The organism is Meiothermus granaticius NBRC 107808, from assembly GCF_003574355.1.
GTDB lineage: Bacteria > Deinococcota > Deinococci > Deinococcales > Thermaceae > Meiothermus > Meiothermus granaticius.
Genome location: NZ_QWLB01000033.1, coordinates 1 through 13180, shown reverse-complemented (window position 1 = coordinate 13180; position 13180 = coordinate 1). Strand labels below are relative to the sequence as shown.

Below are 13180 nucleotides of genomic sequence, written 5' to 3'. Positions count from 1 at the left end.
CTATTTCCCCCCGACCTGATACACTTCCCCTTTAATGGCCAAGAAGCCAAAGTATTACGTGGTGTGGAAGGGACGCAAAACCGGGGTGTTCTCCAGCTGGAGCGAGGTGGCTGAGCAGGTCAGGGGGTTTCCTGGGGCGGAGTACAAAGCCTTTGACAGCCAGGCCGAGGCGGAACGGGCCCTGGCCGGGAGCTATGAAGCCTACAGAGGCCAGAAGGTGAGCCCGTCCCGGCTGCTCGAGCTTCCCCCTCCCTTGCTGCCCAGCTTGGCGGTGGATGCGGCCTGCAGCGGGAACCCAGGGGTGCTCGAGTACCGCTGTGTGGATGTGGATACCCGCCGCGAGGTTTTCCGGCGGGGTCCTTTCGCCCATGGCACCAATAACGTGGGCGAGTTTTTGGCCATCGTTGAGGCTTTGATGCTGTGCTGGGAATGGAAGCTTTCCTGGCCCATCTACTCCGATTCGGTGAACGCCCTGAACTGGGTATTGGCCAAGAAAGCCCGCACCAACCTCATCCCCAACGAACACAACCTCGAGCTGTTCGAGCGCATTGCCCTGGCCGAGGCCTGGCTGCGCACCCACCGCTACCCCAACCGCCTGCTCAAGTGGCAGACCGAGAGCTGGGGGGAAAACCCAGCCGATTTCGGGCGAAAGTAGGGATGCTGCCGCCTATTGTTGATGGGGCAAGAATGCGGACTTGAGCAGGGGGGTGCCTGAGATCCAGTCGAACAGCGGACGGGCAAAGGGGCTGCTGATGATGCCGTCGCGAATGGTGACCTGTAGCTGCTCGGACGGGTAGCGCAGCACCCCCGAGGAGGCCACGTACTCGCTGGGGAAGCTGACCCAGATGGTCAGGGCCAGCGCCAACCCCCAGAAGAACCCCCCCACCCCGCCCAGGACGGACTCGAGCAGGGGGGTTAGCCGGGGCAGGGGCAGATAGTGGATCAGGCTGGCCATTCCAATCCCCAGGGCCAGGGCCAGGATGGGGAGCACGATCGGTGGAAATAGCCCGGCCAACAGCACAAACAGCAGCAGCGCCGGTATCACCGCCAGGGCAAAAGGCACCCCCTGCCGTACCCCCAGTGCGATGGCTGCGGCAAACACCAGCAGGGCAATCAGGTCAAGCCAGCTCAACATGCTGGCTCGAGTATACCCAGCAGCCCCATCGGAAGCGGCTCATTTGACCGCTCCACCCAGACCGTAGTGCTCCAGCGCTTCCCTCAGCTCAGCCAAGCGGGGGTTTTTGAGCACCGCCGCGTCGTCCCCAGGCTGCCAGTACCCCTCGAGCCGGCCGATCACCACCATCGGAAACTTGAGCGCGCCGCCATTCATCCGGCGGTCGGCGGCCTCGGCTTGGGGATCCCTTTCCACATCGAGCAGCTCGAAGGGGAGCGCGTTTTCGCGGAGGTATTTGCTCAACCCCAGGGTGAGGGGGCACCAGGAGGCCCCGTAGACTTGAATCTTCGCCACGCTTTTCCCCCTTTAGAATCGCCGAATTAGCACCACCCCCGCCAGGAGCAACAAGACCCCCAGCACCCGCCAGGGGTTGACCGGATGCGTCGGTAGGCCCAGCAGGCCGAAGTGGTCAAAGAGCAAAGATGCGCTCAGCTGCCCCAGCACCACCAGGCTAAAAAAGGCAGCCACGCCTATGCGCGGGGGCACCAGGATGGTGGTGAGCAGGTAAAAGGCCCCCAGCACCCCCCCGGCCACCCAGGCGATTTTGGGAATCGCGGCCAGGGCGCTCCCATCGGGGAAGCGGGCCCTCGAGACCAGGGCGTACAGCAGCAGGCTGAACGTCCCCACCGAGAAGGATACGAGCGCCGCGAGTACGGGGTTTTTGAGTCCCCGACCGAGTTCCCCATTGATCCCAGCCTGAGTGGCCAGCACCACCCCGCCTGAGAGCGCCAACAGCAGCAGCCAGATCATGACCGGAGTTTATCCGGAAGCCCGGAGCCGCTGGGTCCAGTCCTGCAAGGCCAGCAGCAGCCCGCGCACCAGATCGCGGGCGGTCGCATCCACAAGGTGTCCTTGGGCGTCAAACTTCTCGGCAGCGCGGAACACCAGCACCTCGGGTTTGTTGAGCGGGTGCATGTCGAGGAACACGCACATCTGCCGCAGGTGCATCTGGGCCCGCACGGTGCCGAAGTTGCCGGTGGAGGCTCCCATGATCGCAACGGGCTTTCCGGCCAGGGGCTGGTCGTTGGGGGGGCGGGAGGCCCAGTCTATGGCATTCTTGAGCACCCCCGGCACCGAGTAGTTGTACTCCGGGGTGGCGAACAGCAGGGCATCGGCGGCCTGGATGGCTTGGCGAAAGGCCTGCACCGCCGGGGGCAGCCCGGCCACCCGCAAATCCTCATTGTAAAGCGGGAAATTGCCGATTTCGAAGGGTTCAATCTGCATGCCTGGGGGAGCTAGCTCGAGCGCGGCCCGCAGCAGAGCGGTGTTGTAGGAACCTTGACGCAGGCTTCCGCTGATGCCAAGTACCTTCATGGGGGCTCCTTCCATGAGGCGTGCTCCCCGCAGGAGCGGGCTATAGGCCCCAGGGGGTGTCCCAGCGGCCTACTGCGCAGCCGCAGGCTGGGCCGCGGAGACCGCCTCGACCTCGAGATTAAACCGCACCTCTTCGCCAACCAACAAGGCACCCAGCTCTAAAACCTGATTCCAGGTCAGGTTCCAGTCCTTGCGGTTGATCTCGCCGCTGGCGGAGGCGGCGATGCGCTGCAGCCCCCAGGGGTCCTTGACCGGGCGGGTGTTGGCCTCTGCTTGTAAGGTGACCGGCTTGGTGACCCCGCGAATGGTCAGGTTGCCCTCAATGGTGTACCGATCCTCTCCTTTAGGGGTGATGGAGGTGCTTTCGAACTGGATCTGGGGGTGCTGCTCGGCGTGGAGGAAATCGCTGGAGCGCAGGTGGGCATCGCGCTGGGGCTCGCCGGTGGTGATGCTGGCAGGGTCCAACACCGCCTCAACCTTGACCAGGCGTCCGGCCTCGTCGGTTTCCACACTGCCGCTGAGCACCTGGAGCGAGCCGCGCACGCTGCTGATCCCCATATGGCGAACCTTGAAATCAACGCTGGTATGGGCGGTATCGAGATTCCATTTCATAGGGTTGCCTCCCCTTCCTTGGATAAGGATTTGCGATGGCCCTTAGGCCAACACGGCAGATCATAAACCATATCACTTTGTAATGTAAAGTATTTGAAACCACAAAGCTGTGTGCTACCCTTAGGAGAATATGAGCCACAGCGATGACCATGGGTTTTGTCCGGTCTATGAGGCCATAAATGTGCTCCAAGAGAAGTGGACCTTGCACATCATTCGCAACCTGCTGGAGGGCCCCAAAGGCTTCAATGAGCTTTCCCGGGCGGTGGGGGGATGTAACCCCGCCACCCTGGCCCAGCGGGTGGAGAAGCTCGAGGCCTTGGGCATCGTTTCCAAAACCATTCACTCCACCATGCCCCCCCGCACCAGCTACGCCCTCACCGAGTCTGGGCGAGCCCTACAGAAGGTGATTGAGGCGATTGATCTCTGGGGCCGGCAGTACCTCCCCGAGCCCGTGGTGGGGTAGGGGCGTGGCCGGGCTTCTGGACCGATTCCTAACCTACCCTACGGTAGCTTTGTAGCGCTGGAGCAGATGCCCTGGGGAACCGAGAGATACCGTGAAGCCATGACCCTTACCACCGAAAAGCCCCTGGAAGTGGTGTTGGCGCTGCTGGGCCAGCGCGGGGTTTATGCCTTGTTGCGCGCCCTGACCGCGGGGCCCCTGCGCTTTGGAGCACTGCAGCAGGTCAGCGCGCTCCCGCCCCGTACCCTCTCGCTGCGCCTCAAGGAGCTGGAGGAGGTTGGGCTCATCCACCGTACCGAGTACAGCGAGGTTCCCCCTCGCGTTGAGTACACCCTGACCGAGATGGGCCGGGCCCTGAAGCCGGCCCTCGAGGCCCTGGCCGGATGGGAGCAAGGCCTTATCGCCCAACCCCGCTCCCGGCTCTGAGCCGAGCCCTACTCGCTGGTCCGGGCCATCACTTCCTCGAGCGTCGTCAGCCCCTGGAACGCCTTCTGAATCCCATCCTCCCGCAGGGTTTTCATGCCGCCCTTGCGGGAGATCTCCTTGATCTGGGTGGCCGACTGCCCCTCCACAATGGCCCGACGGATCTCGTCATCGAGCACCATCAGCTCATGGATGGCCGCCCGGCCCCGGTAGCCTGAGCCGTTGCACTTGTCGCAGCCGGTGCCTTTGAAGAGGGCCTTGCCGCGCACCTCGTCCTTGCTCATCCCCAAGCGGCGCAACACGTTGGGATCGGCCTCAACCTGGATTTTGCAGCTTTCACAAATCCGGCGCACCAGGCGCTGGGCCAGCACGCCCACCAGGGCCGCAGAGATGTTGAACAGCTCCACCCCCATCTCGTCCAGGCGGGTCACCGCGCCGGCGGCGTCGTTGGTGTGCAGGGTGGCGATCACCAAGTGGCCGGTGAGGGCGGCTTCAGTGGCGATTTTGGCCGTCTCGGAATCGCGGATCTCACCCACCATGATGATGTCCGGGTCTTGCCGCAGGAAGCTGCGCAGGGCCCGGGCAAAGGTCAGCCCGGCCTGCGGATTCACCTGGGTCTGGTTGATGCCGGGAATCTCGTACTCTACGGGGTCTTCGACGGTGGTGGTGTTCTTGTCGGGGGTGGCGATGCGCTTGAGAATGGAGAAGGTGGTAAAGCTCTTCCCCGATCCGGTGGGCCCGGTGATCAGGAAGATCCCATAGGGCTTGGCGATCACGTCTTCAAAGCGCTGGAACACATCCGGGGCAAAGCCGAGCTGCTCGATCTCGGGGATATCGGCGGCCTTGCGCAGCAGGCGCATCACGATCTTCTCGCCATAGACCGTGGGCAGAGTGGAAAGCCGCAGGTCTAGGTCGATGGCGCGGTCCCGGTAGCGCACCCGCCCGTCCTGTGGCAGCCGCCGCTCGGCGATGTCCAGGTTGGCCATGATCTTGACCCGGCTCGCCACCGCCGGCCCCGCCCCCTTGGGCAGCCGCATGTACTCCCTGAGGTTTCCATCAATGCGGGTGCGGACCAGGATGTCGTTTTGGCGCGGTTCGATGTGGATGTCGGAGGCCTCTTGCAAGAAAGCCTCGCGGATGATCGAGTTGACCAGCTTGACCACCGCGTTGTCGTCCAGGGCGCTGGTATCAACCTGGGTCTCTTCCTTGCGCTTGTTCTCGAACTCTCGAGCCAACTCCTCCACCCCGGACTGGCTGCCGTAGAAGCGCTCGATCAGTTTGACGATCTGGCTCTCGGCGGCTACCGCGGGCATCACCTCCCGCTTGGTGATCATCTTGACGTCGTCCACCGCCAGGATGTTGCGGGGGTCTTTCATCAAAACCACCAGGGTGTTGCCCTCCAAGTGGTGGGGGATGACCGTGTAGCGCCGCACCGTGGCCTCAGGAACCAGCATCAGCACCGAGGGGTCAATGGGGGAGTCGTTGGGGTCTATGTAGGGATAGCCGAGCTGGGTGGCCAGGCTTTTGGCCAGCATCTCGGGCTTGATCTTGCCGGACTGGACCAGGGTGTCCTCGAGCCGCCCGCCGCCCTGCCGTTGGCGCGAGAGTGCGTCCTCTACATCCTCGGCGGTGACATACCCGAGCTCGACCAGCACCTCACCCAAGGGGCGGGTCTTGCCCATCCGGCGCTGCACGCTCAGGGCGTCTTGCAAGGCGGCCCGGCCCAGCTTGCCTTCCTGCACCAAGGCCTCACCCAGGCGGCTCTTCTCTGGATAGACCTTGCCAAAGAACTCCTCCCAGACCTTGGGGGTGGTCAGGATGAACTGGGTGGGGCGATCAATGAGCTGGGCCACGGCCTTGCGGTGGCGCGGGTCGGCCAGGAGCACCAATACCTGGTTGCCCTCCTGCCGCACCGGCACGGCTTGGTAGCGCAGGGCATCGGGGCGCAGCAGTAGGGCCGAGACCTCGGGCTGGTACTCCAGATCCTCGGCGCTGGCCCGGAACTCTAGCCCGGCCTGCTGGGCCAAGGCCCGCAGGATGCTCTCCTCGGTGAGGCCGAACTTGTTGATCAGGATACGCCCCAGCAGCTCGCCGGTCTTCTCCTGTTCGACCAGGGCGGCCTCGAGGTCCTCGTGACGGACCAACCCCTGGCTGATCAGGATTTCCCCGAGCTGCATCTCACCGGGGGAGGCGGTGGAGGGGGGCGGGGGAACCGGCAACCCCAGCTCGGGGTAGTGCAGGGCCAGGGCGTACTGAAACGAGCTGCGGGTGGTCTGGTAGGGTTCGATGATCTGACCGGTGAGGTCTTCGAGCTCCTCCAGCACCAGGTTGTCCAGCGGATTCAGAAGGGCCACGCGCAACGAGCCCCCCTCGAGGCTGAAGGGGATGGCGCCCAGATCCCTAGCCCGCTCCGCGGGGACCAGGGCCTTGGCCTCGGGGGCGATTTCCAAACCCACCAGCTCGACCAGCGGTACCCCAAAGGTCTCCTCGATGGCCTGGGCAATCCGGCGCTCCGAGAGCATTCCCAGCTCCACCACGATGTCCCCGAGGTTGCCCCCCACCTCGCGGTGCTGCTCCAGGGCCCGCTGTAGCTCCTCATCGCCCAACAGGCCCATATCCAGAAGGGCTGCCCCCAACCGCTTGTCTCCGATGGTCAACGCGTTCGCCATTAGCCAATTCCTCCATCTGCTTCGCTGACCCAACCGCTATGCTTCATAAGTACGTCCCTTGTTTGCGCCCCAGCACCAGCGCTTCGAGCTTGCGCACCAGGCGGGTATACATCAGATCTCTGTCCGAAAGGGGGGTCACCAACACGGTGTAGGCACCTACCAGGTTACCACCCAAGATATCGGTGAAGACCTGATCCCCCACCACCGCCACCTCCTGGGGGGAGAGCTCGAGGTCGCGGATCGCGCCGGCGTAGCCAAACCAGGGCTTGCCTACCGGCCCATACCCCGGCACGCCCAGCTTCTGGCTCCAGTAGCGCACCCGCCCAGAGAGGGCATTGGAGACCAGGCGCACCTCGATCCCGGTCTCACGCAGGGCCTCCAGCCACTCGAGCACCTTCTTCGGGGGTTCGCCGTAGGTTTTATAGGGGATCAGGGTGTTGTCCAGATCCAGCAGCACCGCCCGCAGCCCCCGCTCGGCGAGCCACTGCGGGGTTAGCTGGGTAACGGAGGTGAGCTGGGCCTTCGGTCGGAGCACCCCTTTAGTGTAGCCAATAGAGGTAACGGGAGCCGGGTTATTTAAGTAACGCTGGGGGAGAGGCCTACCCCAGCGGCGGAAGCTGAATCAGGGCCCACATCCTCCCGGTGCGGCCTTGGTCACGGCGGTGAGAGAAGAAGCGCCCATCGGCATAGGTGCAAGCCCCCAGGGCCCAGTAGTTTTGGGGCTGGACCCCGGCCCCCAGGGCCTGCTGCCGCAGTACGGCCTCGAGGTCCAGGCGGTACTTCCCGGCGGTGTGTGGGTCGGGCCAGTAGATCGGGGCTCCAGAGGGGAGCCGCGCCCCCAGCCCAGCCTGCTCCACCCACTCGATCACCTCCGGCCCGACCTGGAAGTTCGGCCCGCTGATCCCCGGCCCTACCGCCACCCGCAGGTCCTCGGGCTGGCTGCCGTAGCGTTCCCGGAGCCTCTCGAGGGCCTTGGGCAAAATCCCCCCAACACTGCCCCGCCAGCCCGCGTGTAGTGCCCCGATCGCGTTGTGGACTGGGTCGTAGAGCAGCACCGGGTAGCAGTCAGCGACCCCTACCCGCAAGAGCAGCCCCGGTTGGTGGGTGAGCAGGCCATCCCCCTCCCAGACCCCGGCCTCCTCCACGGCGTGAACCACGGTGCCGTGCTGCTGATTGAGCAACGCCACCGGAGGGTGACCGAAGCGCTCCAGCACCCGCCGCTGGTTTTCCGCGACCCGCTCGGGGGCATCGCCGGTGAAGGCGGAGAGGTTCAGGCTGGCATAAGCCCCTTCAGAGACCCCGCCCTCTCGAGTGGTAAAACCGTGAGGAACGGGGATGAGTGGCGAGGTCAGCATGCTTCAACTATAGCGGCTCCCGCTTTTCAGCCCGGCTTCATCCAGGAAGAACCCCGACCCTGACGCGCAAGGGGCTCGAGTCCACCCGATTATCACAGGGATGGGGAGTGGCCTGGCCTAGAATGAGCCGGTGACTGGGTTACTGGCGCTCTTTGCCTTTGTGATCGGTGCGGTGATCGGATCCTTTCTCAATGTGGTGATCTACCGCCTTCCAGCGGGGCTTTCCGTGGTTTGGCCCCGCTCGCGTTGCCCGCATTGTGGCCATACCCTGACCCCCCTTGAACTTGTGCCCATCCTCTCCTGGGTGGCCCAAAGGGGGCGCTGCCGCAACTGCCAAGCCCCCATCGCCATTCGTTACCCCCTGGTGGAAGCCCTGACTGGGGTTCTCTTTGCGGCTGCGGCTCTTCTGCGCCCGGAGTTTCCTGGGCTGCTGCTGATCTGGGGGTTTATCGCCCTGCTGATAGCCCTGGCCTTTATTGACCTCGACACCTACGAGCTTCCCTGGGGGCTCAACTACGGTGGCCTTGCCCTGGGGCTTCTGGGGGCTAGGCTGCTGGGATACCCCCAGCCCTTCTCGCAGGCCCTGGATGGGGCCCTGATCGGTGCGGGGTTCCTGGCCATGATCAACGCGTTTGGGGTGCTCCTGATGCTGCGGGGCCGGAACAACGCCTGGACCCCGCCCTGGGGATACCCACAGATCAACTTGGCCGCGGCGGTAGGCTCCTGGCTGGGGCCCGCCGCGGGGTTGGTGGCGGGGTTTCTCAATGTGGCCTTCAACCTGCGCAGCCCCAAGCCCTTTCGGATTCCCGATGCGCTGGCCCTGGGCCTGGCGGTGTTGGGGCCGCTGGTGGCCCTGCTGATCCCAGGCTGGGGCCTAACCCCGCTCTCGAGCCTCAGGGCCTGGCTGTTGAGCGCAGGGGGGCTGGCCCTGGCCGGCGGGATTTACTGGTGGGTCCAGGAATGGCGCCACCCGTCGGCGCAGACCGACGACGGGGATGAAGTGGTGGCGATGGGCTTTGGCGATGTGATCCTGATGGGGTTTTTGGGGGCTTGGCTGGGGGTGGCCAACCTGGGGGTGGCCCTGCTCCTCGCGGTGGTGGCCGGGGCGGTCATCGGCCTGGTGGTGCGCCGAATGACCGGTGAGAACAAAATTCCCTTTGGCCCCTACCTGGCCCTGGGGGGGCTGGTGGCCTTCTTCTTTGGCCAGGACCTCATCGCCTGGTATCTGGGCTATATCGGGGCGCGCTGAAGCCTACTTCAGCCCGAGCTTCTGGCGATTGGAGTAGACCTGCTGGGGGGTGAGCTTGGTTCCTCGCTGGGCCTTGACCTCGGCTGCGGTGAAGGGCTTTTGTCCGGCGGGGAATTGGTCGCCCCATTGGGTGGAGATATGGTTGAGCACTGCGGCGATCTCGGCATCGCTGAGCTGGCTCCAGCCCGGCATCATCCCGTTGTATTTCTGGCCCTTGACGTTGATTTCCCCCTGCAACCCGTAGAGCAGCACCTGGATCAGATAGGTCCGCCCGCCCTTCGCCGCCAGGATATCGGGGGTGTGCTTGGCCAAGGGCGGGAAGGCTCCGGGAATTCCGGCCCCGTTGGCCTGATGGCAGCCCTGGCACTGCTGGTAGACCGGGCTGGGCTGGGCCAGGGCCAGGGGGGCTAGGGCGGCTAACACCAGGAACATCACTCCTCTGCGCATACGCTTCACCTCGCCTATCATCCTAAGCACTTCTCAAACCGGCCAACAAGTACAAATGCCTTCAGCCACACTTCATGGGCGATTCAGGATTTAGGCTTTGGGGCGTGAAGAACCTACTCGAGCTCTACCAGACCCGGGCCAGCGTGCGCCGGTTCAAGCCTGAGCCCTTGCGCCCAGGGGATCTAGAAAAGCTGCTCCTGGCGGCCCAGCGCGCCCCGACCGACGCCACCGCCCAGATGTACACCCTGCTGCGCATTACCGACCGGGAACTGCGCGACCGCATTGCCCAACTCTCCGACAACCCCCACATTGCCTATGCCGCTGAGTTCTTTTTGGTGCTGGCGGATGTCTATCGCCTGCGGCGGATGCTCGAGTTCAGGGGAGGGGTTTGGGGGTACTGGCCCCGTACCGCGGCCCACTTTGCCATCGCGGATGCGGTGCTGGCGGGAAGCGCCCTGGCGACGATGGCGGAGAGCCTGGGCTACGGCATTTGCTGGATTGGGGGGGTGCTCAATCACATCGAGGCCATCGGTGAGCTGTGCGGTTTGCCGGAGGGGGTGTTCCCTGTGGCGGGGTTGTGCGTGGGGGTTCCCGACGAGGCCCCGGCCCCCCGGCCCCGGCTGAGGCGGGAGCTGGTGGTTCATGAAAACCGCTACAGGGCCTACCGCCCCGAGGAGCTCGAGGCCGCCTATGTCGATATGCGCCCGATCACCCGTTCCGGGGATTGGTACCGGGTGCTCTCGCGCTACTTTGCCGCGGGGGGCACCATGGAGCGGCGGGAACCTCCGTACCAGCGCTACGTGGCCCGGGCGGGGTTCGACCCGGATTTGCCTGCGGAGCCGTTGAAGCGGTTGCAGGCTGAGGGGATCGAGGCGGGCTCCCTGGGGGAACTGATCGAGGGGGCCTTGGCCCAGGGGTGGGGCGCGGTCCGGCTGCAGCCGGGCTCGGCCTGGCTCGAGCCCGAACCCGGAGGGACCCCTCGTGGAGAGGACAGACCCGGTGAGGTCCTGGCCCAGGCGCTTTTAAAAGCCCCCAAACCCCACGGCCTCTAGTTTTATCAAGCCGCAAACCTAACCAAGACCTTCTGCACCCCAGGAATGGACTCCACCCTGTAGAGCAGATGGTGTAGTTCCTCGAGGCTCCTTTGCTCCACCACCAGCAGGGCTTCCGAGGTGCCCGAAAGGGCGTCGGCCTTGAGTACCCCAGGGATGCGGCGTAAGGCCCAGGCCACCCGCTTGGGCTGGCAAGCCGAGACGAAGACATACGCCGAGACCTTTTGGGGGGCCTCGCTGTGCCGAGCCCGGTGGAGCAACTGCATCACCCGAGCCTCCTCGAGCAAGTGCGCCTGTCGGGCTTTCATTTCCATCATCGCCATCAGGGCTTCCCGCAACATATCGCCTCCGCTGGGCCTAGGTCCTTAACTGGCTTTGGGTAGGGTGGGACGGAATAGGGGTTGAAGCACGGGGACGCGGAGGGGATAAGGACGACGCCCCCGTCGTAGCATTTACCCTATATTATGATGATAACATAATAATATGCCTAGCGCAATGCCTGGAACAGGCATTACGACTTGACCATAAAGGGGCATTATGCTAGAGTCAGAACCATGACCCTAGCTGAACGTTTGCGTGAACTGCGCAGCCAGCGCGGTTGGCGTCTTAAGGACCTGGCCGACAAGAGCAGCCTCAGCGTCCCTTACCTCTCGGATCTGGAGCGGGGGCGCACCAATCCCTCTCTGGACACGCTGCAGACCTTGGCCAGCTCCTACGAGGTGAGCGTCAACGACCTGCTGGCCCCGGTGGATTTTTACGGGGACCGCACTGAAGCCTCCTTGCCCCGAGGGTTGGCGGAGCTGATGTCCGATCCTGTTTTGGGTGCGGAGATCACCCCGGCCTGGCAAGAGACCCTGGCACGAATTGAGCTGCGGGGGAAGCGCCCTGAGTCCAAGCGCGACTGGTACGAGATTTTTCTACACCTCAAGCGGGTCCTCGAGGGCTAAGCCCGGCCTGAAGCCGAGGGCCTAACCCTCGGCTTTGGCTATGCTTTTGCCGCCCGTGACGGGCCGGTATCCTGAAGGGAAGGGGTTTATGGGCCAGCCCGTACTGAGCCAAGAGGGCGGATTCTATGTGCTGGGCCTTGAGGTCCGCACCTCGGCGGCCCTCGAGGCCGATCCGGCTACGGCCCGAATCCCCGGCCTGTGGGCCCAGGTGCACCGCGACCCGCGCTTGGAGGGCCTTCCGCGGATGGCCAAGGGCAAGCTCTTTGGGGTCTACCATGCCTATCAGGGCGACGAGAATGGGGCCTACTCGCTGCTGGCGGGGTATCAGGTTCCCGACCTGAGGGAGGTCCCGGCGGGGCTAAAGGGCCTGGCTGTTCCAGGGGGGCGCTACCTGGTGTTTACCGCCGAAGGGGAGTTGCCCGGAGCCCTGCGGCAAACCTGGGAGGCCATCCGGGGGTATTTCGCACGGCCGGATGCCCCACGGCGGGCCTTCAGCTACGATTACGAGATTTACGAGGACCTCACCCGAGTTTCGGTTTATATCGCCCTCCGGTAGCTCCATGAACCTGCGTGAACGCACCCTCGAGCTGGCCCGAGCCTACCGCAAGGCTCAAGCCCCTCTGACCCCAGAGCGGCTGATCGGGGGCATTGGGGCCAGCCTGGCCTACACCCGCTTCCCCAATGATCAGGACGGGGCTTTTGACTTCAACACCCAGACCATCTTGATCGCCGAGGGCCAGTCCCCCAAGCGTCAGCGCTTTACCCTGGCCCATGAGGTGATGCACTGCCTGATCTACCGGGATGACGATCTGCTGTCCGAGTTGCACGAGGCCTATGCTGGGCAGGAGCTCGAGGCCCAGCTCGAGGCCCTATGCAACCTGGGGGCGGCGGAGATGCTGCTGCCTCGGGAGGCGGTGGAGGCCGGCATGGCCAAGCGGGGGCAGAGCCCCCGGCTGATTCCAGAGCTGGCAGAGGAGCACCAGGTCTCTGAAGAGGTGGCCATCATCGCCCTGGCCGAGTATGGCCCCAGCCCCAGCCTGGTGCTGGTGGCGGGGGGTAAGCCGATGCGGGTGTTCTTCAGCGCCAGAAACGAGAAGATGCTCGACCGGGTGCGCCGGGAGGCCCAGGTGCCCAAAGGCCACCCCTTGGCGCTGGTGTTGGAGACCGCGCTGCCCTACAAGGGGAGCGCTCCCCTGCCGGGCCAGCGGATCCCCTATGCCCTCGAGGCGTTCTCCAAGGGTGGGCGGGTCTATGCGGTGTTCAGGGAGCAGATGAACTGAGTGCCAGGGGGTGGGGCTCGAGCCTGAGGGCGTGCGAGCGGTAAGCTCCGCTACCTTCGTTTTGCGTGGGGGGGCGTAAGTTCAGCCGGTATGGAGCTCTATCCGATTCCCACCGTTGCCGCGTTGGTGCAGGGGCCCTCTGGTCGTGTGCTCATCGTCCGAACCCCCAAATGGAAGGGGCTGTGGGGGGTGCCGGGG

General features: G+C 64.5%; 18 protein-coding genes. 8 read left to right on the top strand and 10 right to left on the bottom strand.

Features of this window, described 5'->3' with window-relative positions:
* Positions 1 to 34: 34 nt before the first annotated feature.
* The gene (locus tag Mgrana_RS11750) at positions 35 to 655 is read left to right on the top strand and encodes a ribonuclease H1 domain-containing protein (protein WP_119357802.1); all 621 of its coding nucleotides are present in this window, start codon (positions 35 to 37) and stop codon (positions 653 to 655) included.
* Between the two features lie 12 nt (positions 656 to 667).
* On the opposite strand, the gene Mgrana_RS11745 is transcribed toward Mgrana_RS11750, so the two are convergent.
* From Mgrana_RS11745 to Mgrana_RS11725, 5 genes are all read right to left on the bottom strand, one after another.
* Positions 668 to 1135 (bottom strand): hypothetical protein, encoded by a 468-nt coding sequence (locus Mgrana_RS11745; protein WP_119357801.1) that lies wholly within the window; start codon positions 1133 to 1135, stop codon positions 668 to 670.
* Positions 1136 to 1174: 39 nt separating this feature from the next.
* Entirely contained in the window at positions 1175 to 1468 is a 294-nt protein-coding gene (locus Mgrana_RS11740) for a glutaredoxin family protein (RefSeq protein ID WP_119357800.1), read from the bottom strand.
* Between the two features lie 12 nt (positions 1469 to 1480).
* Positions 1481 to 1924, bottom strand: coding sequence for a DMT family transporter (locus Mgrana_RS11735; RefSeq protein ID WP_119357799.1), 444 nt, complete (start codon positions 1922 to 1924; stop codon positions 1481 to 1483).
* A 9-nt stretch (positions 1925 to 1933) separates the two neighbouring features.
* Positions 1934 to 2488 carry an NADPH-dependent FMN reductase gene (locus tag Mgrana_RS11730; protein WP_119357798.1) on the bottom strand — a complete coding sequence of 185 codons (555 nt, stop codon included), beginning with the start codon at positions 2486 to 2488 and terminating at the stop codon, positions 1934 to 1936.
* A 69-nt stretch (positions 2489 to 2557) separates the two neighbouring features.
* A complete protein-coding gene (locus Mgrana_RS11725) occupies positions 2558 to 3100 on the bottom strand; it encodes a YceI family protein (protein ID WP_119357797.1) in 543 nt (180 codons plus the stop codon).
* 130 nt (positions 3101 to 3230) lie between these two features.
* On the opposite strand from Mgrana_RS11725, the gene Mgrana_RS11720 reads away from it, so the two are divergent.
* A complete protein-coding gene (locus Mgrana_RS11720; RefSeq protein WP_119357796.1) occupies positions 3231 to 3563 on the top strand; it encodes a winged helix-turn-helix transcriptional regulator in 333 nt (110 codons plus the stop codon).
* A 99-nt stretch (positions 3564 to 3662) separates the two neighbouring features.
* Positions 3663 to 3986 carry a winged helix-turn-helix transcriptional regulator gene (locus Mgrana_RS11715; RefSeq protein ID WP_119357823.1) on the top strand — a complete coding sequence of 108 codons (324 nt, stop codon included), beginning with the start codon at positions 3663 to 3665 and terminating at the stop codon, positions 3984 to 3986.
* 8 nt (positions 3987 to 3994) lie between these two features.
* Here Mgrana_RS11715 and Mgrana_RS11710 read toward each other — a convergent pair whose 3' ends face one another.
* The 3 genes from Mgrana_RS11710 to pgeF form a co-directional block, all read right to left on the bottom strand.
* Complete coding sequence (locus Mgrana_RS11710; RefSeq protein ID WP_119357795.1) at positions 3995 to 6652, bottom strand: ATPase, T2SS/T4P/T4SS family; 2658 nt, start codon at positions 6650 to 6652, stop codon at positions 3995 to 3997.
* Positions 6653 to 6695: 43 nt separating this feature from the next.
* Positions 6696 to 7187: a YqeG family HAD IIIA-type phosphatase gene (locus Mgrana_RS11705; protein WP_119357794.1), complete on the bottom strand. Its 492-nt coding sequence runs from the start codon at positions 7185 to 7187 to the stop codon at positions 6696 to 6698.
* A gap of 64 nt (positions 7188 to 7251) precedes the next feature.
* Positions 7252 to 8007 carry a peptidoglycan editing factor PgeF gene (pgeF, locus tag Mgrana_RS11700; RefSeq protein WP_119357793.1) on the bottom strand — a complete coding sequence of 252 codons (756 nt, stop codon included), beginning with the start codon at positions 8005 to 8007 and terminating at the stop codon, positions 7252 to 7254.
* 130 nt (positions 8008 to 8137) lie between these two features.
* Between pgeF and Mgrana_RS11695 the strand changes: the two genes are divergently transcribed.
* The gene (locus Mgrana_RS11695; RefSeq protein WP_119357792.1) at positions 8138 to 9256 is read left to right on the top strand and encodes a prepilin peptidase; all 1119 of its coding nucleotides are present in this window, start codon (positions 8138 to 8140) and stop codon (positions 9254 to 9256) included.
* Positions 9257 to 9259: 3 nt separating this feature from the next.
* Here the strand turns inward: Mgrana_RS11695 and Mgrana_RS11690 are convergent, their stop codons facing one another.
* On the bottom strand, positions 9260 to 9703 hold the full coding sequence (locus Mgrana_RS11690) for a c-type cytochrome (RefSeq protein WP_119357791.1): 444 nt from the start codon (positions 9701 to 9703) through the stop codon (positions 9260 to 9262).
* Between the two features lie 104 nt (positions 9704 to 9807).
* On the opposite strand from Mgrana_RS11690, the gene Mgrana_RS11685 reads away from it, so the two are divergent.
* Positions 9808 to 10755: a nitroreductase family protein gene (locus Mgrana_RS11685; RefSeq protein ID WP_240631349.1), complete on the top strand. Its 948-nt coding sequence runs from the start codon at positions 9808 to 9810 to the stop codon at positions 10753 to 10755.
* Between the two features lie 5 nt (positions 10756 to 10760).
* Here the strand turns inward: Mgrana_RS11685 and Mgrana_RS11680 are convergent, their stop codons facing one another.
* Positions 10761 to 11096, bottom strand: a complete 336-nt coding sequence (locus Mgrana_RS11680) for an Lrp/AsnC ligand binding domain-containing protein (protein ID WP_119357789.1) — start codon at positions 11094 to 11096, stop codon at positions 10761 to 10763.
* Positions 11097 to 11309: 213 nt separating this feature from the next.
* On the opposite strand from Mgrana_RS11680, the gene Mgrana_RS11675 reads away from it, so the two are divergent.
* From Mgrana_RS11675 to Mgrana_RS11665, 3 genes are all read left to right on the top strand, one after another.
* Complete coding sequence (locus tag Mgrana_RS11675; RefSeq protein ID WP_119357788.1) at positions 11310 to 11702, top strand: helix-turn-helix domain-containing protein; 393 nt, start codon at positions 11310 to 11312, stop codon at positions 11700 to 11702.
* 88 nt (positions 11703 to 11790) lie between these two features.
* Positions 11791 to 12258 carry a GyrI-like domain-containing protein gene (locus tag Mgrana_RS11670; protein ID WP_119357787.1) on the top strand — a complete coding sequence of 156 codons (468 nt, stop codon included), beginning with the start codon at positions 11791 to 11793 and terminating at the stop codon, positions 12256 to 12258.
* A gap of 4 nt (positions 12259 to 12262) precedes the next feature.
* On the top strand, positions 12263 to 12982 hold the full coding sequence (locus Mgrana_RS11665) for an ImmA/IrrE family metallo-endopeptidase (protein ID WP_119357786.1): 720 nt from the start codon (positions 12263 to 12265) through the stop codon (positions 12980 to 12982).
* The last annotated feature ends 198 nt before the right edge of the window (positions 12983 to 13180 follow it).